Origin of the sequence: Marinicrinis lubricantis (assembly GCF_042658665.1) — a bacterium.
Taxonomy (GTDB): domain Bacteria; phylum Bacillota; class Bacilli; order Paenibacillales; family KCTC-33676; genus Marinicrinis; species Marinicrinis lubricantis.
Genome location: NZ_JBHSQV010000163.1, coordinates 1 through 22506, shown reverse-complemented (window position 1 = coordinate 22506; position 22506 = coordinate 1). Strand labels below are relative to the sequence as shown.

22 protein-coding genes and 2 pseudogenes are annotated in these 22506 nt (G+C 47.1%); 6 read left to right on the top strand and 18 right to left on the bottom strand.

Features of this window, described 5'->3' with window-relative positions; translation table 11 throughout:
* Positions 1-152: 152 nt before the first annotated feature.
* The 7 genes and pseudogenes from ACFPXP_RS13755 to ACFPXP_RS13725 form a co-directional block, all read right to left on the bottom strand.
* The gene (locus ACFPXP_RS13755) at positions 153-275 is read right to left on the bottom strand and encodes a hypothetical protein (protein ID WP_379894856.1); all 123 of its coding nucleotides are present in this window, start codon (positions 273-275) and stop codon (positions 153-155) included.
* Positions 276-302: 27 nt separating this feature from the next.
* Positions 303-2138: an ABC transporter ATP-binding protein gene (locus ACFPXP_RS13750; protein WP_379894855.1), complete on the bottom strand. Its 1836-nt coding sequence runs from the start codon at positions 2136-2138 to the stop codon at positions 303-305.
* A gap of 53 nt (positions 2139-2191) precedes the next feature.
* Entirely contained in the window at positions 2192-2770 is a 579-nt protein-coding gene (locus ACFPXP_RS13745) for a hypothetical protein (RefSeq protein WP_379894854.1), read from the bottom strand.
* A gap of 24 nt (positions 2771-2794) precedes the next feature.
* On the bottom strand, positions 2795-3301 hold the full coding sequence (locus tag ACFPXP_RS13740; protein WP_379894852.1) for a MauE/DoxX family redox-associated membrane protein: 507 nt from the start codon (positions 3299-3301) through the stop codon (positions 2795-2797).
* A 258-nt stretch (positions 3302-3559) separates the two neighbouring features.
* On the bottom strand, positions 3560-3691 hold the full coding sequence (locus tag ACFPXP_RS13735; RefSeq protein ID WP_379894851.1) for a hypothetical protein: 132 nt from the start codon (positions 3689-3691) through the stop codon (positions 3560-3562).
* A 204-nt stretch (positions 3692-3895) separates the two neighbouring features.
* A pseudogene (locus ACFPXP_RS13730) lies at positions 3896-5068 on the bottom strand (glycoside hydrolase family 2 TIM barrel-domain containing protein); the annotation flags it as partial.
* 108 nt (positions 5069-5176) lie between these two features.
* Positions 5177-6073: a LysR family transcriptional regulator gene (locus ACFPXP_RS13725; protein ID WP_379894849.1), complete on the bottom strand. Its 897-nt coding sequence runs from the start codon at positions 6071-6073 to the stop codon at positions 5177-5179.
* Positions 6074-6191: 118 nt separating this feature from the next.
* Here ACFPXP_RS13725 and ACFPXP_RS13720 point away from each other — a divergent pair.
* Positions 6192-7574 (top strand): annotated as a pseudogene (locus tag ACFPXP_RS13720) (MFS transporter).
* 48 nt (positions 7575-7622) lie between these two features.
* Here the strand turns inward: ACFPXP_RS13720 and ACFPXP_RS13715 are convergent.
* The 7 genes from ACFPXP_RS13715 to ACFPXP_RS13685 form a co-directional block, all read right to left on the bottom strand.
* Positions 7623-8513 (bottom strand): metal ABC transporter permease, encoded by an 891-nt coding sequence (locus tag ACFPXP_RS13715; protein WP_379894847.1) that lies wholly within the window; start codon positions 8511-8513, stop codon positions 7623-7625.
* Positions 8503-9444, bottom strand: a complete 942-nt coding sequence (locus ACFPXP_RS13710; RefSeq protein WP_379894846.1) for a metal ABC transporter permease — start codon at positions 9442-9444, stop codon at positions 8503-8505. The genes ACFPXP_RS13715 and ACFPXP_RS13710 overlap by 11 nt, the downstream gene beginning before the upstream one ends.
* A 17-nt stretch (positions 9445-9461) precedes the next feature.
* Entirely contained in the window at positions 9462-10223 is a 762-nt protein-coding gene (locus ACFPXP_RS13705; RefSeq protein WP_379894845.1) for a metal ABC transporter ATP-binding protein, read from the bottom strand.
* Between the two features lie 15 nt (positions 10224-10238).
* The gene (locus ACFPXP_RS13700) at positions 10239-11168 is read right to left on the bottom strand and encodes a metal ABC transporter solute-binding protein, Zn/Mn family (protein WP_379894874.1); all 930 of its coding nucleotides are present in this window, start codon (positions 11166-11168) and stop codon (positions 10239-10241) included.
* Between the two features lie 308 nt (positions 11169-11476).
* Positions 11477-13531 carry a peptidoglycan D,D-transpeptidase FtsI family protein gene (locus ACFPXP_RS13695; RefSeq protein ID WP_379894844.1) on the bottom strand — a complete coding sequence of 685 codons (2055 nt, stop codon included), beginning with the start codon at positions 13529-13531 and terminating at the stop codon, positions 11477-11479.
* Positions 13524-14270 carry an HAD-IA family hydrolase gene (locus ACFPXP_RS13690; protein ID WP_379894843.1) on the bottom strand — a complete coding sequence of 249 codons (747 nt, stop codon included), beginning with the start codon at positions 14268-14270 and terminating at the stop codon, positions 13524-13526. The genes ACFPXP_RS13695 and ACFPXP_RS13690 overlap by 8 nt, the downstream gene beginning before the upstream one ends.
* A 135-nt stretch (positions 14271-14405) precedes the next feature.
* On the bottom strand, positions 14406-14822 hold the full coding sequence (locus ACFPXP_RS13685; RefSeq protein ID WP_379894842.1) for a hypothetical protein: 417 nt from the start codon (positions 14820-14822) through the stop codon (positions 14406-14408).
* A 298-nt stretch (positions 14823-15120) separates the two neighbouring features.
* Between ACFPXP_RS13685 and ACFPXP_RS13680 the strand changes: the two genes are divergently transcribed.
* Positions 15121-16287 (top strand): MFS transporter, encoded by a 1167-nt coding sequence (locus ACFPXP_RS13680; RefSeq protein WP_379894839.1) that lies wholly within the window; start codon positions 15121-15123, stop codon positions 16285-16287.
* A gap of 279 nt (positions 16288-16566) precedes the next feature.
* Entirely contained in the window at positions 16567-16917 is a 351-nt protein-coding gene (locus ACFPXP_RS13675) for a toprim domain-containing protein (protein ID WP_379894838.1), read from the top strand.
* 6 nt (positions 16918-16923) lie between these two features.
* Here ACFPXP_RS13675 and ACFPXP_RS13670 read toward each other — a convergent pair whose 3' ends face one another.
* The 3 genes from ACFPXP_RS13670 to cyoE all read right to left on the bottom strand — a co-directional run bounded on the left by ACFPXP_RS13670 (position 16924) and on the right by cyoE (position 19559).
* Complete coding sequence (locus tag ACFPXP_RS13670; RefSeq protein ID WP_379894837.1) at positions 16924-17838, bottom strand: AEC family transporter; 915 nt, start codon at positions 17836-17838, stop codon at positions 16924-16926.
* Positions 17839-17888: 50 nt separating this feature from the next.
* Positions 17889-18509, bottom strand: coding sequence for an SCO family protein (locus tag ACFPXP_RS13665; protein ID WP_379894836.1), 621 nt, complete (start codon positions 18507-18509; stop codon positions 17889-17891).
* A gap of 138 nt (positions 18510-18647) precedes the next feature.
* The gene (gene cyoE / locus ACFPXP_RS13660; protein WP_379894872.1) at positions 18648-19559 is read right to left on the bottom strand and encodes a heme o synthase; all 912 of its coding nucleotides are present in this window, start codon (positions 19557-19559) and stop codon (positions 18648-18650) included.
* A 434-nt stretch (positions 19560-19993) separates the two neighbouring features.
* On the opposite strand from cyoE, the gene ACFPXP_RS13655 reads away from it, so the two are divergent.
* On the top strand, positions 19994-20428 hold the full coding sequence (locus tag ACFPXP_RS13655) for a cell wall hydrolase (RefSeq protein ID WP_379894834.1): 435 nt from the start codon (positions 19994-19996) through the stop codon (positions 20426-20428).
* Between the two features lie 40 nt (positions 20429-20468).
* Positions 20469-20963 carry a spore coat protein GerQ gene (gerQ, locus tag ACFPXP_RS13650; RefSeq protein WP_379894832.1) on the top strand — a complete coding sequence of 165 codons (495 nt, stop codon included), beginning with the start codon at positions 20469-20471 and terminating at the stop codon, positions 20961-20963.
* A 58-nt stretch (positions 20964-21021) separates the two neighbouring features.
* On the opposite strand, the gene ACFPXP_RS13645 is transcribed toward gerQ, so the two are convergent.
* Entirely contained in the window at positions 21022-21306 is a 285-nt protein-coding gene (locus tag ACFPXP_RS13645; protein WP_379894831.1) for a hypothetical protein, read from the bottom strand.
* 79 nt (positions 21307-21385) lie between these two features.
* Here ACFPXP_RS13645 and ACFPXP_RS13640 point away from each other — a divergent pair, with 79 nt between their 5' ends.
* On the top strand, positions 21386-22366 hold the full coding sequence (locus ACFPXP_RS13640; protein WP_379894830.1) for a metal-dependent hydrolase: 981 nt from the start codon (positions 21386-21388) through the stop codon (positions 22364-22366).
* Positions 22367-22506: the final 140 nt, after the last annotated feature.

Below are 22506 nucleotides of genomic sequence, written 5' to 3'. Positions count from 1 at the left end.
CCATCTGGGCAAACTTGGGCTCCGGACTTCCATCTGGATGTTAAGCTGGAATCACAGTAATCATTGCAAACATAATATTCTCTGCACATCGCTCTTCACCTCATTTCCCATATGATAATGAAATGTACACGTGTGTTATAAATAAGAAAAGATTAGCATCCGCAGTAGTTATATTCCGTAACCGTGCCGTCCGGGCAAACATAAGCTCCGGATTTCCATCTTAACGTTAAACTAGCATTGCAGTATTCATTGCAAACATAATACTCTCTGCACATCTTCGATTCACCTCCTTTCATGGGATCTTAGACTTTGGCTTCTGAACGATACCATTTCGCCTGCAGCCGAAACATCGACGCATATTCTCCATTACGCGCCAGCAGTTCCTCATGGGTTCCTTCTTCTATCAAACTACCGTCTTTCAGCAGCAGTATACGGTCAGCCATCGTACAGCTTCCTAAACGGTGTGAAACCATAAAAGTGGTGCTGCCCTCGGCTAGCTCTGCGAATCGGTTATAAATCTCTTCTTCGGCGTACGGGTCCAGTGCCGCCGTCGGTTCATCCAGCACCATTACAGGTGCCGACCGCATATAAGCCCGGCCGATTGCGATTTTTTGCCATTGCCCTCCGGACAGCTCTTGACCTCCGTGAAAGACGGGCCCCAGCTCCGTCTCATATTTCTGCTCAAATCGGTCTACCATATCGTCAATTCCAGCTTTTCCGGCGGCTGCCTCAATATCGGCATCCAGGCCCATACGGTCAATGGAACCAAATCCGATATTTTCGCGCACCGTAAGATAGTAAGACATATAATCCTGAAAAACCGCGCTCACATGGCTGCGCAAGGAGGAAATGTCGATATGGGCAATATCCACGTCGTCGTAAAATATATGGCCAGGACCGGTTTGGTACAATCCGAGCAAACACTTAATCAGTGTACTTTTACCCGAACCGTTCTCGCCTACGATCGCGATCGTCTCGCCGGGACGTACAGTAAATGAAATGTCTTTTATCGTTTCCTGTTCCTGTCCCGGATACGTGAACGACAGCTGCTGAACTCGAATTCCCTTCTTTAAAGGAACCGGAAAAGCTTCAGTTTGCTGAGCATGGTGCTCCTCAGGCAGTTCCAAGTATGTAAACAATTCATCTATGAACAGCGCCTCTTCATACATGAGCGCAATATTTTCTCCTATCGTATGAATCATCGGCTGAATGCTAATCAGCGCCTGGGTAAGTGCAACATAATCGCCAATGGTTAATTGATGTTGTGAACCGATCCATACCAGCCAAGCGATAATCGCGGCATGAAAAAGGACATCTCCGTAATGGGTCAGCATCAAATAAAACCCATTCTTTCTTTCCAGCTTGTATTTCTCGTCATGGGTTTGCCAAAATAAATGACTCCAACGCTTGGTTAAATAATCCGTTAAACGAAACAGCCGAATTTCCTTGGCGGCCTCCCGGCTTTGCAGCAAATGAAACAAGTACTGCATTTTTCTTGATGCCGGCGTTTGCATTTGCATTTGCTGATAACGAGCGTGTCCGGTCTTCATGTTAACCAGCATTTTAGGAAGCATCATGAGAAGCAGCGCCAATGAAAGAGTCCAGTGAAACAAGAACAACGTTCCGATCATCGCAAGCAGACTGATCCCATTTTTCAATAAACCGATCATGAGCGAGAATAAATGAAAGCCTCGCAGATCCATGCCGACAGAAGCCCTTTGCATCTGATCGTGAAACCCGGATTGATCAAAGTAGATGAGTGGCAGACGTGTGACCTTCTCAATAAATGTCTGCTCTACCTGATACTTTAGTTTTTGCTGAACCCTGTAAGTCATCACTCTCTCAATGTAGTCCAAGGACTTGCCTACAAGATATACACCCGTTTGCAGCGCAAGCACCTCATACACGCGGGATATCCCATGCCCCTCATTCAGCAAAAACGTCACGTGCTCGATCAACGTCTTCGTTAAAAATAATTGAACGACAGGCATCGCTGCCGCAGCGAGCTGCAAGCACAGAAGACTAAACAAGGAGTAAGGCGCCGCTTTAACAATGAACGGAGTCATTTTTCGCAAAGTACGGAGAACAACTAATTTTCTGTCATTGATGAAGAACAGCTTGCGCAGCGCACTTCCCATACACACCCTCGCTTTCTAATCAGATAAAAGCAGCTAGAAAAAGTCTTCATTCACTAAGCCGCCTCATTCAATCGTCTCGAAACGAGGAGCTCCAGCTGATCCTCATAATTGATGACGCTTTTTGCTACAACCCTGCCTTCGCTATTGATGTAGTATACGAATGGAGTAATTCGGGTTTGGTAAACCTCCTTATCTTCCGGCTTATAAGGAATAACAGGAAAATCGAGGTGAAAGTTCCGCACTTTTTGTTGAATTTGTTCCAATTCACCATTCATCATAATTTGAATATGGTACTGCGGTTGCTTGGACCGAAAAGATTTTAGCTGTTCATACAATGCGTTACAGGAGCTGCAATCGACCGATGTAAAAGCGATTAAGGAGCCTTGCGGCTGCTTTTTAGGGCTCAGCTCAAAGGGTTGATCATCATAAGTTGTAAAGGTAAGCGCAGGGAATGGATGGCCTTTGGGAATCCCGTGATTTTCTTCAAATAAAATCGGCGCATTCTGTTTCGCAGCTGCTGTGGGCTGTGTCCGCAGGTTTTGAATTCGTTTTTGCAAATGGAGTACTAAATAAAGCAAGAGACCTACAATACACCACAACAGAGCATAAGAAATCAAAAAGACACTGTTCATACATCTACCTCGCTTTCATTTCGTTCAGGATGACGATTCCTTCATAACTCTCCAAACCACCGGGAGTAAAATACTAATTAAGAAAATCGATATGGAAGCGGTTGCAAAAATAAGTTGTTCCTCCCAACCCGCTGCCTGTACATGAACATCCCAAAATAATGTAAAACACAACAATACAAACAGTACGCCTACGCGATAATACGTTTTCTTGCCTAAAAACTCGTCGGATGAAGAGATGCCAAAACAATTACATGCCACAAGCTGCTTTCGTTTCCTTGCGATCAAAGCTGCGCCAGTAAAACAGATGAGTAAAAGTAAGCAAAGGGTTTGTCCCAATATACGAAATTTGTCTGCATACAACGTGCCCGCTGCGATCAGTTCCATCCCGATCACCAAGGCGGCAAGCAATACACTATGTATTCCTTTAAACCCTAAGTTTTCCAACGTCTTTCGGAATGGCTGAAAGGACACGATTTTGGAAACCGCAGAAATCATAAAAATCGTGGCGAGCAAAAAAACAAAGATAATCAAGATCTCCCCCTCCAACGATTGAATTTGTCATTTTATACGCTTTATTTGAATAATTTAACATATGTAAATTATAGTAACCATTGGAATTGAATGTTACCTGATTTTTTTGACATGATTTCATATAAAAAATAGAGTTTTTACATATTTTGATATATTTGTATATCAATAGACCGCTTCGAGGTACTGCAGAACATGTTTACATGTCGGATCAACAAAAAAAGGGGGCTCCCCCCCTTGTACATGAAACTTATCCTCTTCTTACGCGATCGGAATGAGGTGGAACTCCAGTGTACCGCCGTTGAACGCCGCATGCTCGGCACGAAACACTCCCGTCCCGCTTGGTATGGGAATCGCCGTGTCCAAAGAAAGCGGAGCTCCAAATATCGGCATTCCTTCTTCCGAACAAGTGATTTTCTGGGCTCGCGCTTTGAGGTTATTCCATCTGTCTTGAATGCCGCTTGTCGCATGATATACGATCCAGTCTTCCGTACCGTCCGGCGAGGTGACGAACGTATTATGTCCCGGACTTTTTTAGGTTCACTGGACATATTTTTGGATTCATTGGGGTCTGGCTCAACGTGTTCCTTCGTTCATTTACTTGAACGCTTCCAGCGGTATTTTAGGCTGGCGATCGATCTCCTGTTCCACATCCGTCAGCTGCGTATAGCAGTAACCTTGAACGACAGGCGACAAGCGCAGCGGTTCAATAACGTCCTGCAGTCGTTTGGCAAAATCCTCATCGTTCTCAGCGCCAGAGTATCCCCAGCCCTCCCAATCGCTCTTCTTGTAAGCAATGCCGCCGAATTCCGTCACCAGTATCGGCTGGCCGCTGTAGACGAATCCCCCTACGCTTAGACAGCGATTCTCCGGCATAGAGCGAGCCGCCTCCTCGGCAGAGCTGTACCGCTGCTCCAGCACGTCCCTGCGCCATTCATAATCATGGATATTGTATAGGTCGGTCTCCACCATTTCCCATCCGTCATTGCTGACGACAAGACGGGTGGAATCCAGCAATTTCGTTAAATAATACATGGCTAAGGCGTGCTGCTGCTGGCGGCGGTCGATCTGGATATTCGGAACGCCCCAGCTTTCGTTGAGCGGCACCCATACGACAATCGACGGATGGTTATAATCCCGTTCGATCGCTTCCTGCCACTCCTTCGTCATGCGCCCGACATAGGTTTCCGAATAATCATAGGCATTCGGCGCTTCGCCCCAGACGAGCAGCCCCAGCTTGTCACACCAATACAAGTATCTGGGGTCTTCGATTTTCTGATGCTTACGCGCCCCGTTAAAGCCCATCGCCTTCGTCAGCTCAACATCGCGTCTGATCGCTTCATCGCTCGGCGGTGTCAAATTACCGTCCGGAAAATATCCTTGATCGAGTACAAGCTTCATTCGATAAGGGCGATTGTTCAAGTTCACCTTTCCGCTTTCAATCGATATTTTGCGCATGCCGAAATAGCTCTGTACACGATCAATTGGTCTGCCGCCGTCCAGTAAAATCAGTTCCACGTCATATAAATTCGGGCACTCCGGGCTCCAAAAGCGATCCAAGCCGTGATCGTTCAAACCGCTCAGCTTCATGCGGCGCAGCTCCTCCGAAGCATGAATGCGAAAGCGATCCTCCGACACGCTCTCGCCCTGAAAGGATATGTTCACCTGCAGCTGCAGCGAGGCTCCTACATGCTTGGCAGCAATAAAGCAGCGCAGCTCGATTTCATTCCGATCGATGTCCGGCGTAAATCGCACCTTCTCTAGATGGGCCTCCATCGGAACGGACATATTTTTGGAAGCTTCCGCAGCTCGGTTGGTCCTCAGCGCTCAGGCCGTCGAGGAAATATTTCGACATGCTGGTGGGCCATTTCAGCCCATCTATTTCTCCTGCTTCATTAACTCATCGAAATATATCGTGAGGAAACTCCGAAATTCGCGAGCTGCTAACGACAAGTAGCGATTTTCAGGTGAAGAGATGGTAAAGGAGCGATAGCACTCCGGTTCATGGATTTGCACCATGGAGAACGTCGTCTCCGCTTCTCCTTTACACCCCGGGACGAACGCAACGCCGATTCCCGCTCCCACAAGACTCGCAAGAGCATCCGGCTCTTCGACTTCACATACAATATTTCTGCGAATGCCGGCTGTGCGGCAAAATTGTTCATTGATTTTACGAAAAGGGTGGCCATCTTTATATTCAATAAACGGCTCCTCGGCTGCTTCCTGCAAAGAAATGCTGCACTTTTCCGCTAGACGATGTCCTTTGGGAACGCCTAAATATACTCTTGCCTTCAGCACGACTTGTTCATCCAGACCCGGCCGCTCTAATGCTGCCGCTCCGAAGCACAGATCGACCTCTCCGTTCTCAAGCAGCTTCACCATCTCTTCCGTCGCGGAAGGAGCAAGCTGCGTAATTCGGAAGCTGATCGAAGGATGCTTTTCCCGAAACGCACTCAAAGCTTTCGTCAGTCTGCATAATGTTGTCGTCGCGATCGAGATGATCCCTTTTTCCATCCCCGCCAAATCCGCAACCTCTCTGCGCCCTTCTTCCAATAGCATCAGTACGGTCTCCACCTTTTGAAGAAACGCTTTACCGTAGGCATTCAAACGAATCTGCCTGCTCCTGCGATCAAACAACGGTACGCCTAAATCCTCCTCCAGCCGGGAGATCGTTTTGCTCAGCGCAGGCTGTGCAATGTGCAGCTCCTCTGCAGCCCTCGTCATATGCTCCAGCTTGGCGACCTTCTGAAAATACTTCAGCTGTAACAGCTCCATCCTTATCCCCGCCCTCTTCCATATACTTGAAGTTATGAATGAATAATTAAATATATATTTTTGTTTATCTATATTCCATTGTAGAATACATCGTAACCAGAAGAAAGGGGGAAACACCGTGAAACCTGAAACCCATCATCAGCAAGCAGGCGAGAAGCTCATTGTTATCCTCGCCTTCACTCTAGTCCTCTCCTCAATGAGTGCGACCATGTTCAATATTGTGCTCCCGGAAATGAGTCAAGAGTTCGCTCTCAGCTTTTCTCAGGTCAGCTGGATCGCCTCCAGCTATATGCTCATTTATGCTATTGGTGCTGTCATATATGGAAGGCTGGCCGATTCGTATAAACTCAAAAATTTGCTCACTTTCGGTCTCAGCCTCTTCGTTCTCGGATCCATCTTTGGATTGCTTTCTCAAGAATATTAGATGGTGCTGCTCGCACGTATACTGCAGGCAATGGGGGCTTCCGTCATCCCTGCTGCGGTAATGATTATTCCGATCCGCTATTTTCCGCCCGAAAGACGAGGACGCGCATTAGGTGTTACCGCGACCGGTCTCGCGTTGGGAACGGCCATCGGACCGATTTTATCGTCCCTGATGGTAACCTTGCTGCATTGGCGGTGGCTGTTCTGCATCCCATTCCTGATATTATTCACGCTTCCGTTCTACCGAAAATATTTGATTGAAGCACAAGGAAAGGGCGGGCGCATCGACTGGATCGGCGGGGCACTGCTTGCCGTAACGGTCGCTTTACTGCTCATGGCCGTCACACAAGGACAATGGTTGTACGCTGCGGGAAGCCTAATCTTCTTTATCCTATTCATCCTTCGTATACGAACCGCTGCTGAACCGTTCGTCAAAGCCGCATTATTCCGCAACAAAGGCTATACCATCGGGCTCCTCATCGCTGCTTCTATATCAGGGATCGGCTACTCTATTACCTTTCTCACCCCTAAGCTGTTATCCGATGTACACCAGTTGGCCTCAGGCTGGATCGGCTTTGTGATGGTTCCTGCCGCGATCACTTCAGCTATTCTGGGCAGAAAAGCGGGGAAGCTCGCGGATCAAAAAGGGAATACATTTTTATTTGGCTTGGCAGCGTGCTTGCTTTGGAGCTGCTTCGTGCTGACTTCTACTTTTTCTGGATGGCACCCGCTTTGGATTATGGGCTTCCTGATTTTCGGCAACGTAGGACAAACATTTATGCAGATCGCTTTAACTGGAGCCATCTCCAGAACACTTCCGCAAGAGCAAACAGGTGTCGGGATGGGCCTGGTGTCTTTGTTCGGTTTTCTTACGATGGCCATGTCGTCAGGCATCTACAGCACTGCCGTAGAAATGGGCGATCATGTCCGGCTTCAAACAGGACCGGTCGTTTACAGCAATATCTATGCGGTGCTCGCCTTGATCCTTGTCGCTGTTCTTCTTCTATTCGTCACCGCCTTTCGGCACGCGGCACCCGCATCTACAGCTGACGTGAAAGGCAAAAACAGCGCTGCCTGAATGATCGGCAGCGCTGTTTAATTTAGCATTTCCATTACTCTGTAACGATTAAGCTCTTGAGCCCATCATCGCATTCCTGCGCTGCGCGAGCCTTTTGGCGATGATGCCATGCGTCGGGGACAGCAGAAAAGCGAGTACAAATAATACACCCGCCACGGTAACGATACAACCGGCAATCGAAGCATCGAGCACGTAGGATACGTAATATCCGAGCAGCACCGAAGTGATTCCAACGAGCACACTATACAGAATCATTCTAGCCAAGCGATCTGTCAGCAAATAGGCCGTCGCAGCCGGAATTACGAGCATGCCGACGACGAGGATAGCGCCGACGCTCTCGAATGAGGCCACCGTCGTCAGTGACACCATGCCCATTAGCAAATAGTGAAACAGGACGACAGGGATGCCAACGGCTGCTGCCAGTGCCGGGTCAAAGCTGCATATTTTAAACTGCTTGTAAAACAACCCGACAAGTACGACAATAAGGAGCAGCGCGATGGCGAGTCCCCATACGGCCTTAGGCATCTCCACTCCGAATAGGGTCACATCATGGAAAGGTACAAAAGCAATTTCGCCATAGAGCACACAATCTAAATCAAGATCGATATTGCGAGTGTACATGCTTACCAGAATAACGCCTAAGGCGAAAAGTGACGTAAAGACAACGCCGATCGCCGCATCGCTCTGAACGCCGCTCTGGTGAAACATTTGAATAAGAAAGACCGTAATAAGACCAACAATCGAAGCGCCCAGCATCATGGCAAGCGAATCACGTGAACCGCTGATCAAAAATGCAATGACGATCCCCGGAAGGACCGAATGGCTGATCGCATCGCCCACCATGGCCATTTTACGCAAAACCAAAAAGCTTCCAAGGATGCCGCTGCAGGCCGCCACTAAAATCCCGGTCACCATGATCCATATATCGTTAGTACTCATGGACAGCACCTCTTTTCTGAGCGGACGCTTGGTTCCTCTCCAGCTCCAGCGTTTTCCTTGCACGAGATCTGGCCAACACTTTCGCCAGCAGTCCCCGTTTTGGAGACAGCGTGATGGACACAACGAAGAATAACGTAGCAGACAATACGCTGAGCGGTCCGGATGGAAGATTGTTGCCCGCCGTACTGATGAGCGTACCGAGCATCCCGCTGACAGCACCGAATAATCCCGCGAGCACCACCATGATTCCGAGCCGTTCCGTCCAGTATCTTGCTGACACCGCAGGCGTGATTAATAGTGCCGACATGAGGACAACGCCAACGGCTTGAATCCCCACGACAACAGCTACGACAATCAAAAACATCATCAATTGATCTAATAACGCGACTGGATAACCGAGTCCTTTGGCAAAATGGGCATCGAAGCTGAGCAGCTTAAACTCCTTAAACATCAAAGTACACGCCCCCACCAAAAGCAACGAAATGACAGCCATCGTGATGACATCCGAATACACCATCGCTGCGGCTTGCCCGAACAAAAATTTATCCAGACCGCTCTGGTTCCCCCCGCCGCTGTGCTGAATATGGGTCAGCAGAACGATGCCAAGGCCGAAAAAAGCTGAGAGCACAATGGCCAACGCGGAATCCTGCTTGATCTTCGAATGCCTTGTAATATATCCAATGCCGAACGTGCTGATCAAACCCGATATAGCCGCTCCCATAATAAATAAGGGGATCGATTTTACGCCGGACATCATGAACGCGATACAAACACCGGGAAGCGCCGCATGAGCCAGCGCATCTCCCATCAAGCTTTGTTTTCTTAAATAGGCAAAGCTTCCGATAATCCCGCTTCCGAGACCAAGCAGCATAGAGGCAGCCAATATCCATGTGACATTCGGATCACGGAGCAGCTCCAGCCATTCTTTCATGATCATCACCGCCTATTTTATGAAAGTATCATCGTGTTTTCCGTTTGATTATGCTTTAATATCGTCAGCTTGCCGCCGTAAGTACGCTGAAGCATTTCAGCCGTAAACACCTCGGCCGTCGGCCCGATGCCTATCAGCTCCACGTTCAGCATGAGCACCCAGTCGAAGTATTCCGGTACCGTCGCTAAATCATGGTGTACGACCAGTACCGTTTTCCCTTCGCTTTTCAAATCGTTGAGTAATGCAATAATCGCTTTCTCCGTTGCCGCATCGACGCCAACGAACGGCTCATCCATAAAGTACAGCTGGGCATCCTGAGCGAGCGCACGAGCAAGAAAGACTCTTTGCTGCTGCCCGCCGGACAGCTGGCTGATTTGCCGATCGGCAAAATCCGCCATACCCACTTTATCTAAGCATTCCATCGCGATCTTCTTTTCTAACTTGCCCGGCCTGCGAAACCATCCAAGCTTGCCGTACGTCCCCATCATGACAACATCCAGCGCATTTGTAGGAAAGTCCCAGTCAACCGATTCACGCTGCGGGACATAACCGATCAAATGCCGCTGCTGCTTATAGGGCTTGCCGTAAATCTGAACATCACCGGATAATTTCGGAATCAATCCAAGTGTCGATTTGATGAGTGTCGATTTGCCTGCGCCGTTCGGGCCGACAATGCCGATCAATTTTCCTTCAGGAATTTCGAATGAAATATGTCTCAGTACCGGCTTTTTCTGATATGCGACACTCAATTCCTTTACTTCTAAAGGAGAACGAGTCATCCATAATCCCTCCCTCTATTTCAATGCACCCACGATCGTATCGACGTTATGTCTAACCATTCCGATATACGTTCCCTCTTCCGTACCTTCTGGTCCCATCGCGTCAGAGAACAGCTCACCGCCTTCTTGAATTTGGTGGCCCTTCGCCTCTGCTCCTTCGATGACCGCGTCAATGCTTTTCGACGATACGCTCGATTCCACGAACACCGCACCAATTTTGCGCTCTACGAGAAAATCGACCAAATCCGTTACATCCTTCACTCCGGCTTCCGATGCTGTACTGATCCCTTGCAGTCCCCTCACTTCAATATCATACGCTTTGCCGAAATAATGAAAGGCGTCATGAGCGGTAACGAGCACTCGGCTTTCTTCCGGAATCGAAGCAATCTGTACCTTCGCATAAGTGTGCAGTTCCTGCAATTCGGTTAAGTACGCTTCCGCATTCTTCTCATAATCCTCGCTGTGATCGGGGTCGATCTTCATTAATTCATCCCTGATCGTCTCTGTCACTGTCATCCAATGCGAGACATCAAACCAAACGTGAGGGTCATACTGTTCACCGGCTTCTTCATCCCCTGCAAGCAGCTTCGATGCTTCAATCGCTTCCGCTACAGCGATCGTCGGCTTATCCTCGTTCATCTGTTCCAGGATGTCCCCAAGCTTTGCCTCTAAATGCAAACCGTTATAGAAAATAATGTCAGCCTCATCCAGCTTCCGCACATCTCCCTGTGTCGCTTTGAATAAATGCGGATCTACCCCTTCCCCCATTAATCCCGTCACTTGTACGTGTTCACCGCCGACTTCTTTGGCGACATCCGTAATCATCCCAATCGTTGTGGTCACCTTCAGCTTACTGTCGTCTTTTGCCCCGCTGCTGAAGCTCTCTCCAGAACTGCCGCACGCAGTCAGTACCAAGATCAAGACCGCGGCAAGAGCAATTACCATCCCTGATCTTTGAAACACGGACTTTCTCACTTGCAACGTATTCACATTTCTTCTCTCCCATCTCCATAAAAGTTTTACTAGTGAAAGTATATTGACCTGATGCCTAATTGTTTACCTAAATCCTACTTTTTTATTATATACAATAAAGTTTACCTAAGGCAACATTTTGTTTTCAAAATAAAATGATAATTTCAAGAGTCTTTAGCGATCATTTAACATTCAAAAAAACCTATGACCTGTCTGTCCGGCAACCCTCTTGGAGAGTTCCCCTCTTAGACCTGATCATAGGCATCCTGAAGTCTTCGTTCTTATTCTGTTGTCTTCGTATTTTTAGCAGACGTTAAGCCGATCTGTTTATCATAAGCGTCGAAAATTTGCCTCGCAATCGGAGCGGCTCCCCATGAGCCATAACCACCTTCAGGCACAACAACAGCGACAGCAAGCTTCGGATCATCAAAAGGAGCAAACGCGATGAAGATTGCGTTTTCCACACCTCCGCCGGCTACATTCTGCTGTGACGTTCCGGTTTTACTCGCGAATTCATAAGGAAAATCATCAAATCCTTGCTGACTTACCTTCGACATCCCGTCCAGCACTTCTTCCCAATATCTTTCATCGAATTCAATTTCATCTACCACTTCCGGCCCTTTAAACTGTTCCACCAATTCCCCGTCGTGAGTCGTAATTTTTTCCACAAATTGCGGCTTTAGACGAACGCCTTTGTTCGCCAGCGTCGTCGCAAATTGCGCGAGCTGCAGTGCTGTATAACGGCCGCCTTGACCGAATGAGGAGAATACCATGGAGGCCAGTGCGCTGCCGGTCACATCGGTATTCGTATATTCAATCGTTCCTGTCGATTCTCCAAGCAGACCGCTGCCTGTATCAGAGCCGAGACCGAACTTCTTCATGTAGCCATCCCATACGTCCAATACTTTATCCCGTCCGAGCTTTTTATAAAGCGGCTGGCCGATCATTTCTGCCATGAACGTATTCGATGATTTCGCAATCGCCCTTGAAGGATCCATGCTTCCATAGCTGGTCTGCTCCGAATTTCGAATCCTTGAATTGTCTGCACCGAAGTAAAACTCACCGTTGTCAAAGTATTGCGTGTTCGTCGTAATGACGCCTTGATCCAAACCAATTAACACGGTCAAAGGCTTGATGGTGGAACCTAGAGGCACAAGTGAGCCAGGATGCTTCGCTCGCTCCGCATCATCCTTATAATCTGCTGGAACGTCCGTGATGGTACCATTCTGATACTTGTTGCCCATTTTCTCAAGATCCTCTGTGCTGAGTCCGCCTCTCCACACATTCGCGTCATAGGATGGAAAGTTGGCCATTGCAATAATTTTGCCGGTCTCCACCTCCATCGCTACGGCATATCCAGAAGTTGCGTTCACGCCGGTCTTGTTGACGGAGCGGTACAGTGGATCTGTCTTGATCTTAATCAGATGCTCGGCAATGGCATTCTCTGCCGCAAGCTGTACTTCTTTATCTAGCGTTAAGTACAAGTTGTTTCCTTTGACCGGAGGAATAATCTCGACCTGATCACTCACAATCTGTCCCAACGGATCTACGGAATATATTTTCTTCCCGTTCTCCCCTCGAAGCTGATCCTGAAACATATACTCAATGCCGTAGAAACCGACCTCTTCATCACTTAAATACTGCTTTTCTTCCTTATCTTTCCGGTACCGATCGAACACAGAGGAAGTATTCCCGGCAGCGGAGCTGTAGGAGCGCAAATATCCTAGCAGCTGAGCGGCGATTGAGGTCTCCTCATCCTTCATCGCGAAGTGTCGGATGCTCTCCTCGACGATTTCAACCCCCAATAACTGATCACGATGCTCTGCGAAGTACGCCAGCTCCTCGTCGCTTAAATCCGTCTTGATTCGGCGCGGTTCGCTGAATCGCTGGAGAATCGTCGTCTGATTGCCCTCCAAATCAAAGCCGACATCCATCTGCTCCATAATTTCAGCAGCCGTCATCGACGCTTCACCCGGTTCTCCTTTTTCCTTAAAAATCTGCTCCAGCTTCTTCGCCATCGCAATCCAATCTTCTGCCGTAGCGGTCTGCTCAACACGATAAAACAGCGATTGCGTAGAGGTAGAGTAAGCGAGCTCCGCACCGTTGTGGTCGTATATATTTCCCCGAATTGGCGGAATTGGACTTTCATATACGTTCTGCTTATGCTTCAGCGCCAGCAAATCCTCGCTCTCAACAAATTGCAGTATTGCAAGACGGATAACCAAAATCGAAAAAAGTATAAAGGTGCAGAAGAAAAACACATTTAATCTGACGCCAAAGCTTCTTCTTTTCAGCCATTCCTTCTTCTTGGCGTCTTGTTCATTATGCTTATCCATATTCCCTGATCTGCCCTCCTATCGTAAAAAGATCGATTAATGTATGGATGATTTCCCCTTCGCCGCTCTGATCAGGGTACCTTACAATTTGCACCGCATCCATCCCTGCACGCTCAGCAGCCCATATATCGTTGACTTCATGATCCCCGACAAATAGAACATCAGTCCCTTCCAGTTTGGCTTGTTCCAAAGCGAGCCTAAACATGGCCGGATTCGGCTTCTCAAGCCCAACCTCCGTAGATACAATGATAGGATCAAAATAATGCAGCACATTTAAATGTCGAAGAATGTCATGCAGGGTGGGTGCAAAATTAGAAACGATTCCGAGACGATACCCTTCCCGGCTGAAGCGTTCCAAGGCCGGCAATACATCTTCAAATAGCACATAAAGCTCAGGGGAAACGAAAAGTTCATACAGTTCATTGCAGAGACGGACGATTTCAACCGTTTCTAAATACTGCTGTGCCCCTAACCCGCTCAGTACTGCTTCGTAAATTCCGATCCAATAATTCCGATCGCTGTCTGGAGAGCATACCGCATATTCATCCTTTTCCTTGCGATAATAATACCGCTCGATGGCAGCAGCGAGCAGCTTGCGAACCTCCCGTTCGTCCGTCTTCAAGCCCTTCCCGTCCAAGCATGTTTTGAACGCTTTATAGGAATCCGGTGTCGTAATCAATGTATCTCCCGCATCTAAAAATACAGCTTGATACGAAGCCAGTGATTTTCTCATCCCCATATCTCATTTCTCCTCCAATGATTAAGACGAAAAAAGAACACGTTTTGTTCCTGATCATGAACGTGTTCCATCATTTTTCCTAACTGATTCTTGAAAACTTCCCCATATCGACGCATTCGCACTGGATGACATCCTTTATTTCGGCGTAGCCCGTTCGATGAAATCGTTGATGAGCGAATTGCGGCTCATCGTAAACGTTTGCCCTTTGAAGGTGATTTTCACATCGTCGCTGTTCAGCACGCTATCCAGCTTGAAATTGGGACTGACAATCGTAAAGGTTCCATCCGAATTCACTTGGTATTCCGCCTGTGAAGCTTCATCCATCATCGTTTCCATCGCTTCATCCTTGGCATAACTCCATATTTTTTCGCCTGCCGCTTTAATTTCATCCGTATAATTAGAGCCGTAATAAATCAATGAAACTGCGATCGCCAGCACCAGCACCCATTTGACGACGGTTTTGACGATACGTATGATGATGGCCACAATCACAACCGCAGCCAAAATGATATACCACTTATCCTGCAGAAACTGTACCCATTCATTTTCCATCGCTTCTACCCCATTCAGTCATCTTAATTTTCATTTTTTTAACTTCCTAATCTCAGCAATTACCTCTTTCCTTCTAGATTATACTGAATGTCCCACCCGTTTACCACCGGGGAATGCTTCTAAATTTATTGATTTTCCCCCACGCCCCCTTATATCTAAGTGTGTTTTATTTTTTTGAAAGCGATATCCAAGAAGTTTGCAAGTCATATCTTTGTCCAATGCCGCGTACAAGTAGTGTAGGAGACAGGCAATTCGGAAAGATGCGTTTGGATAGACATCCCTTAAGGAGGTAAATATTTTGCGTAGCGCGTTATGGCTTTATCTTTTTATTTTCGTCGCCTTTTTTGATCTGCATGCACAATACCCCATCTTAACTCCATTCGCCATATCTCTGGGAGCTGCCCCTTCGTTCATTGGCTACATCATGGGCATGTATTCCCTGACCCACCTTCCCGGCAATGTAATGGCAGGCTACGGAGTGGATCGATATGGCGGTAAATGGTTCATCGTGGTCAGCTTAACCTTGGGCGGCATCCTGCTCATTATCCAATCTCACGTCGTCAATCCGTGGCAGCTGCTTGTCATCCGTTCGATCAGCGGATTCGTGCTCGCCTTTCTCTCGCCAGCTTGTTTGGCTATGCTCGCGAAAATGGCGAAAGACGCGGTTCACCAAAGCAAGCTGATGACAGGCAACGGTATTATCCACACGCTGGCCTCTGTTGTATCACCTGCAGCAGGCGCTGCGCTCGTTGCCAAATTGGGCTTCGCCCAATCGTTTAACATGCTCGGTTGGGGATTGATTGCTTCGGCATTGTTCGCCATACTTTTCGTAAAAGAACCGAAGCAGCTCATGTGGCAAAATCCTGATGTCAACCCAGAACAACCTAATTTAGAACCAGAGCCATCTATTAAAGTAACCAGCTCGCTTTTATTTTTCTGCCTCCCGATGGCCTTATCATGCTCCCAGGGAATTTTATTTTTTGAAATCCCCTTGGCTTTTAGGGAATCTGAAAATATGGTGCTGACGACGGGATACTTGTTTAGCGCCATCAGCTTAGGATCACTTGTGACGATGAGTTTCTGGTTTTTAAATCGAGTATCTCCGCTCTGGAGGCTGTCGATCGGTACCCTCGGACTGGCACTGCTATTTTTCGCTCTGTCGATTGAATGGGCCTTACCGCTAATTGTCACCTTATTTTTAATCGGTATGACCAAGGGAGTGATCTACCCGTCCATCGCCGCCTTTCTTGCACAGCAATCGGACCACAATAAATACGGCCGAAACTTTGCTATGCTGTCCATCGCTTATTCCATCGGGGCTTTTCTTGGTCCAATCATTGCCGGAGAAGTGAGAGAATTCTTCTCCCCTTATTTCGCCGCTTTCCTCGTGCTGATGATCGGGATGCTAATACGGCCGCGCAGAAATCCAAAAACATGGACTTCTCCTAACAATGTTTCCATTTGACCTAGCGTGGGGACAAAATAAAAAAAACCTCTACCCGTGTCCTTTCAGTGATGAGCACCGTTTACGCAGCAAACTACTTCGTATACCGTCATCTTCACGTTCAGAGGTTGGTTTTTAATATAATATTACTGCTGATGATCACCCTTAGAGGTCGAGTTATTTTGTCTTTTTACGTTATACTAGAAGGGATAGATCGACATTTCCCGGGAAATGCAGTTGTTAAGCTTGAGGATTTGTCGGATCCTATTCCAACCTACATCGGACGGAGGAGAATTCGACATGGGCAGCATTGTGATCATCGTTGAAGGAAAGAACGATAAAAGCAGACTGAAGCGGCTTGTCACACCAGAAGTCGAGATCATCTGCACTTTTGGAACCTTAAGCACGGAACGTGTTGAAGAATTGAAGCAGAGAGTTCGCGAGAAGGATATTTTTATTTTCACCGATAATGATCCTTCCGGTAAAAAAATCAGAGGAATACTGCGTGATCACTTCCCAGATGCGGAGCATTTGTATACAAAAAAGGGGTATGCCGGAGTCGAAGGCACACCCGATGAGTATCTCATTCAGCAATTGGAAAAGGCTGAGCTGGACGAATTTATTGTCTATCCACCCGAGCCGTTCGAATAAACCCTGCTACTGCAGGAAGAAGATAACTACCGTCACCGAAAGCGTGCTGAATACTGTAGAGGATAATACCGCCTGCGATGCGAATTCCGGTTCATTGTCGAATTCTACCGCCAGCAGCACGCTGTTCAAAGCGGTTGGAACCGCGCACGATAAAATCAGCGCACTGCCCAGCAGGCCGTCAATTCCAAGCATCCAGCAGGCTGCGGCCCCGAGCAGCGGACTAACCATGAGCCTAAGCAAATTAGAAAGCAGCACATCGGAAATCTGAAATTTCCAGCTCATCGTTCCAAGCTGCGCCCCTAATGTAATGAGCGCGACCGCAATGAATCCCCCCGCAATGTAATCAATCGGTGTGTATAAGGCTGACGGCAGCTCCCACTCCATCCCCTTGATCAGAAATGCAATCGGAATCGCATAGATCACAGGCATGGTCAGAACCGTTCTTAACGTTTTTCGCCAATCCTGCCTGTGGGAATTGATGCTGTACACCCCATACGTATGAGGCAGCAAGGTCTGAATCATCATGATGATGATCTGTACCGATAATGTAAACGGATTGTTGTTGAAGACGAGCTGATTCAGCGGCAGTGTATAATTGGCGCTGTTATAAAAAAGCACGCTGTGCCTCACCGCCACCCGCAAACCTCCCTTATAGCCCTTGAGCCTGATCATGATTTCGGTTGCTGCCACCAGCATCGTAAAGAATACAATAAAAAACAATAAGACCTGAAAAATGACGTCCACCGAAATAACCGATTCATACAGCATCTTAAATATGACGACGGGCGAGAATAAGTAAAAATTCAGCTTTGACAGCGTCTTCATATCGAGTTGAAAACATTTTTGCATAAGAATGCCCGCTCCGATCATGATCGAGAGCGGGACAATATTATGGAGTAAAATATAGCCGAAATAAGCCAAGGCAATCATCCTTTAAACTTTAAAAGCTCCACCTGTTATGGTTTTCTGCATTATTCTTTCGCAAGCTCTATCATATCCTCCGCAATATCAGCGGGCTCAATCTCATCCATCCGATCCCCAACTAAATAATAATTGCGGATCTTCCCTTCTTTATCGACCAATACATAAACATTCGTATGAGCATAATCACCCTGCTCTGTCTTTTGGACACCTACCCCGTATCCTTTTGCAAGATCGAGCAAATACTGCTGATCATCACTTCTTAAGAAGTGCCATCCTGAATAATCCGCATCAAAATAAGAAGAAAACTCCTTCAACCTTTCTACCGTATCGTTCTCAGGATCGAAGGTAATCTGAAGAATGGCCGTTTCATCCCCGAAAGCTTCTTCCTTCTTCAGTTCTTCCTGCACCTTGGAGAGCACCTGTGTCGTTGGAGGACACACATCGGGACATGTGGAGAAGAAGAAATAAACGAGTCTCGCTTTCCCGTTTGTATTATCCAAGGAGACAGTATTTCCTTCGGTATCCGTCAGCTCGAATGGCGCCGCATCCATAATGACGTCATAATCGGATCCGCCTCGATCTGCGAAATAAGCCCAGTAAATCACTGCAGCGGCAGCAACGACCAATACGGCGATCGCCGCATAGGTCAAAACATAACTTTTCTTCATCTTTTCCTCCCATGACCGTATGTAATTTGCGCTTTCATAATAAGATTGCAACGAATATAGGTTTATACCATGTTTACTTCTGAAATGAAGAACGGATAAGCCTCCGGGCCGTTCCGGAAAGCTTATCCATTACTTTACTCAGGCTTTCGTGGCAGTGTCTAATATCATGATCAAGAACATGATCATTAAATAATTGACAGAGAACATAAACGCCTTCTTCGACCATGCCTCGTCGTTCTTCGCCGTAAAACCTTGAAAACATATGATAAGCCATACGAGTGCCAGCAGGACGCCAGCAACCAAGAATATCATACCGGTATACTTGTATGTGTACATTAGAATCGGGAAAACAATCAGCAGCACGACATAAGGAATCATCTGCAGCTTTGTCCGCTTCACCCCTTTAACGACAGGCAGCAGCGGGAAGCCTGCAGCACGATATTCTTCCTTCCGGCGAATTCCGAGTGCCCAAAAGTGAGGCGGCTGCCACAAAAACAAAAATGCGAACAGCAGCCATGCGCCCATATCGACTTCCCCGGTAACTGCAACGTATCCAATCATCGGCGGCATCGCACCGGATACGCCTCCCATCGAAGTGCTCCATGTTGAGGTTCTTTTCAGCCAAAGGGTGTACACCACAACGTATACGAACATTCCGACGATACCCAATATCGCAGACCAAAGGTTGATTAGCAGCAATACTGCTAGCCCGATCAGTCCAAGAATACTTCCATATACCAAGACATGCGAGGGCTTCAGCTTCCCTGTCGCTGTCGGACGTTCTCTTGTTCGATCCATCTTCGTATCCAATTCTCGGTCCAAATAGTTGTTGAATACACAAGCGGAGGCCATCACTAGTGTGCATCCAATGAGTACTTGAATCAGCAGCAGCCAGTCGATATCCCATTTGGATGCGACCCAGAATCCTCCGAAGGCTGCAATTAAATTGGACTGAATAATTCTTGGTTTCGTGATTTGCACATAATCTTTCCAGGTCACAGAATCTTCACGACTGGATGGATTAACGAGCGAATCCGCCGCTTTTTCCATGCCTAATTGCTTATTCACAGTGAACCTCCCTTCAAGTCAATCCGCTACAAGAAAATAGAGAATTTCCTAGAACGCAGGCATTGCCGCGGGGAAATTCATCAGAATTATTTATTCATACTAATAAAACTTCATCGCCAAATCCTTGCCAGAACTTAGATGGAGATGAAGCTTCTACCTTTCTAAAACGGTAGTCCTGCAGCTATGGTTCGTTTACTTCCTCATTATCATATCAGTGGAGCTACCATTTGACAACAAGACACACCGATTGTCGATGGATTGTCACGAAGCTAATCGTTTTATGTCATTGATTTTTCATATTTGCATTTTACAAACTCCTCACAGCAGAGCAGGAACACTTTTGTTTCTAGGCCATACACTATATTGTTCAAAGCAATCCTTTGCCTATATACATGAAGGGAGTGATCCTGCCCCATATGGCCATAATCAAAACGACAGCTGGACACACGAAGCTTCTGGCCAGATTAATGAGAGCGGAAGCGGAGGGCGACGGAGAGCTGGGCATGCTGATGGTGGGCAATGTAGGAGTGAATCGGGTATTGGCCGACTGTCTGGATTTTGAAAACATCGATAATCTTGAACAAATGGTGTTTCAGAGCCCTGGCGGTTTTGAAGCGACGCAAAAGGGTTACTTTTATCAAGGGGCGCGAGATAAAGATATTCGTCTTGCGAGACAAGTGATTAACGGTAAAAGATATCATCCGGCTTCGAATTCATTATGGTTTTTCCGCCCCGAGGGCAGCTGTCCCGCCCAATGGTTCAACCAGTACAACTCTGGACGATTTAAATCCCACTGTTTCTTCTCCCCAACACAGAGCGCCTGTCCAAAGGTTTTCTCCTATGGGTATTAATCCATAGATTATTTAACCATCATCTAAGGAGGTACATGTTTTGTACAACACATATGCAAGCTGCTTAGGCTATCATGCCGATTACGATGTTCGATATCCTTCCTATCCTCAAACGGGAACGGCGGGGATGATGGCTCAGACCCCTGGATTTATGACCTCCCCCGGAGCATTTCCTGGTGCCATGGTTACTCCCCAAATGCCGAGCGGCACAGCGATTCCCGGTGTTCCTGGACCTGCAGGAGGCACCCAAGGCATGCTGCCGGTTGAACAATCCTATGTAGAGAACATTTTGCGCGCGAATCTCGGAAAAAAAGCCAAGTTTTACATGACTTATGAGAACAATTCGCAATGGAATGCCAAGATTTTTGTCGGCGTGATCGAAGCGGCAGGCCGCGACCATATCATCATCAGCGATCCGGCAACCGGCAAACGTTTCTTACTGCTGACATTAAACTTGGATTTTGTTGAATTCGATGAGCCTCTCAATTACACGCTTCCTTTCGGCAGCGCGGGTCAGACAGCATCTGGGAGATAAGTATGTTCTCCTGCAGGATTGGCAACAATGATGGAAGTCGTTCCTTAAAATAGCAGGCTCAATTCGAGCAGCGGATAAAATCCCAAATATGCATTTTGTCCGCTCCTCCCTCTACATATTGTAAACATTCTCCCCAAATGGGGTGTTCGGTTTGTTTTCTGTTGAAGACAAAAGCCTCTGGGAGCTTTAAGGTGTCCCAGACTTCAACAAACAAATTCGGTTGGTCCTTACCTTCGTAAATTTCCACGTGATTAAAAGAAGCTAAACATTTTTTTGTCCACTGAAGGTAGGAAATCCGAACTTCCGGACGAATCTTATATTCAACGAATGTGATCTGTTTCATTTTTTTCACCTGCTCAGCAATATCAGAATATACATGCATTCTAGCATGATTCGAACTGAAGTGAATAGGAGGATTGTTATTGGATACCGGAACCCATCTCGTCGTTGGCATTGGACTCGGTGGACTAGCAATGACTGATCCGGCGATAGCTTCCGATGCGACCGCGTCAGCTGCAGTGATGATCGGAACGGTGCTCGGTTCCCAAGCTCCGGATGCAGATACGATCATGCGAATGAAAGGCAATGCGGCTTATATACGCCACCATCGGGGTATCAGCCATTCCATTCCATTTCTGTTTATCTGGACCGGATCAATCAGTCTGGTGCTCAGTGCCATCTTTAGCAGCGTACCATTCTGGCATCTTGTTTTCTGGGTATTCCTCGCTGTATTTGTTCATATTTTTTCCGATTTGTTCAACACATACGGAACACAAGCCCTTAGGCCGATATCGGAACGATGGATTTCATGGAACATTATTCATATTTTTGACCTGTTTATTTTCAGCTCGCATTTGGTAGCTATTCTGCTGTGGGTGCTCGGAGTTCTCTCCGCAAGTATTGTTTTCCCTTTACTGTACGGGATCATACTGCTTTATTACTTATGGAGAACGCTCCACCGAGCTCGACTTATAAGGCTGATGCCATCCATTGATTCCACACATGAGCCGGACGATCAATATTTGCTCATTCCGACGATTCGCCATTCCTTGTGGCACGTCGTAAAGATAAAGAAGAACGGAAGCTACATCCAAGGGGAATGGAATCAAGGCCGCTTGAAATGGATCGATAAAGTGCAATGTGCGGATCATCCTGCAGTGGAAGCGTCCAAGCATCATCCGAATATCGCGTCGTTTTTGTATTTTACGTCTTATGCTTGTGCAGAAATTCGGCAGCATCCCCGAGGCTACGAGGTTCGCTGGATCGATGTTCGCTACCGACACCGAAATAAATATCCGTTTGTCGGCGTGGTCATCATGGATCACGATTACCGATTTTTAGACAGCTATGTCGGTTGGAAAAGCAATGAAAAAATCAAGAAAAAACTGCGTTTTAACGCTTAATCATTAAATAAGAGAATCAATTTCATAAATCTCATGCCTTGATATGACTGACTTTTTTAGACATAGAAAAAGGAGTACCTCCCCAAATCTCGAATAGGTTAAGCGACTAAACCAACCAATTGAGATGAGGTGAACTCCCT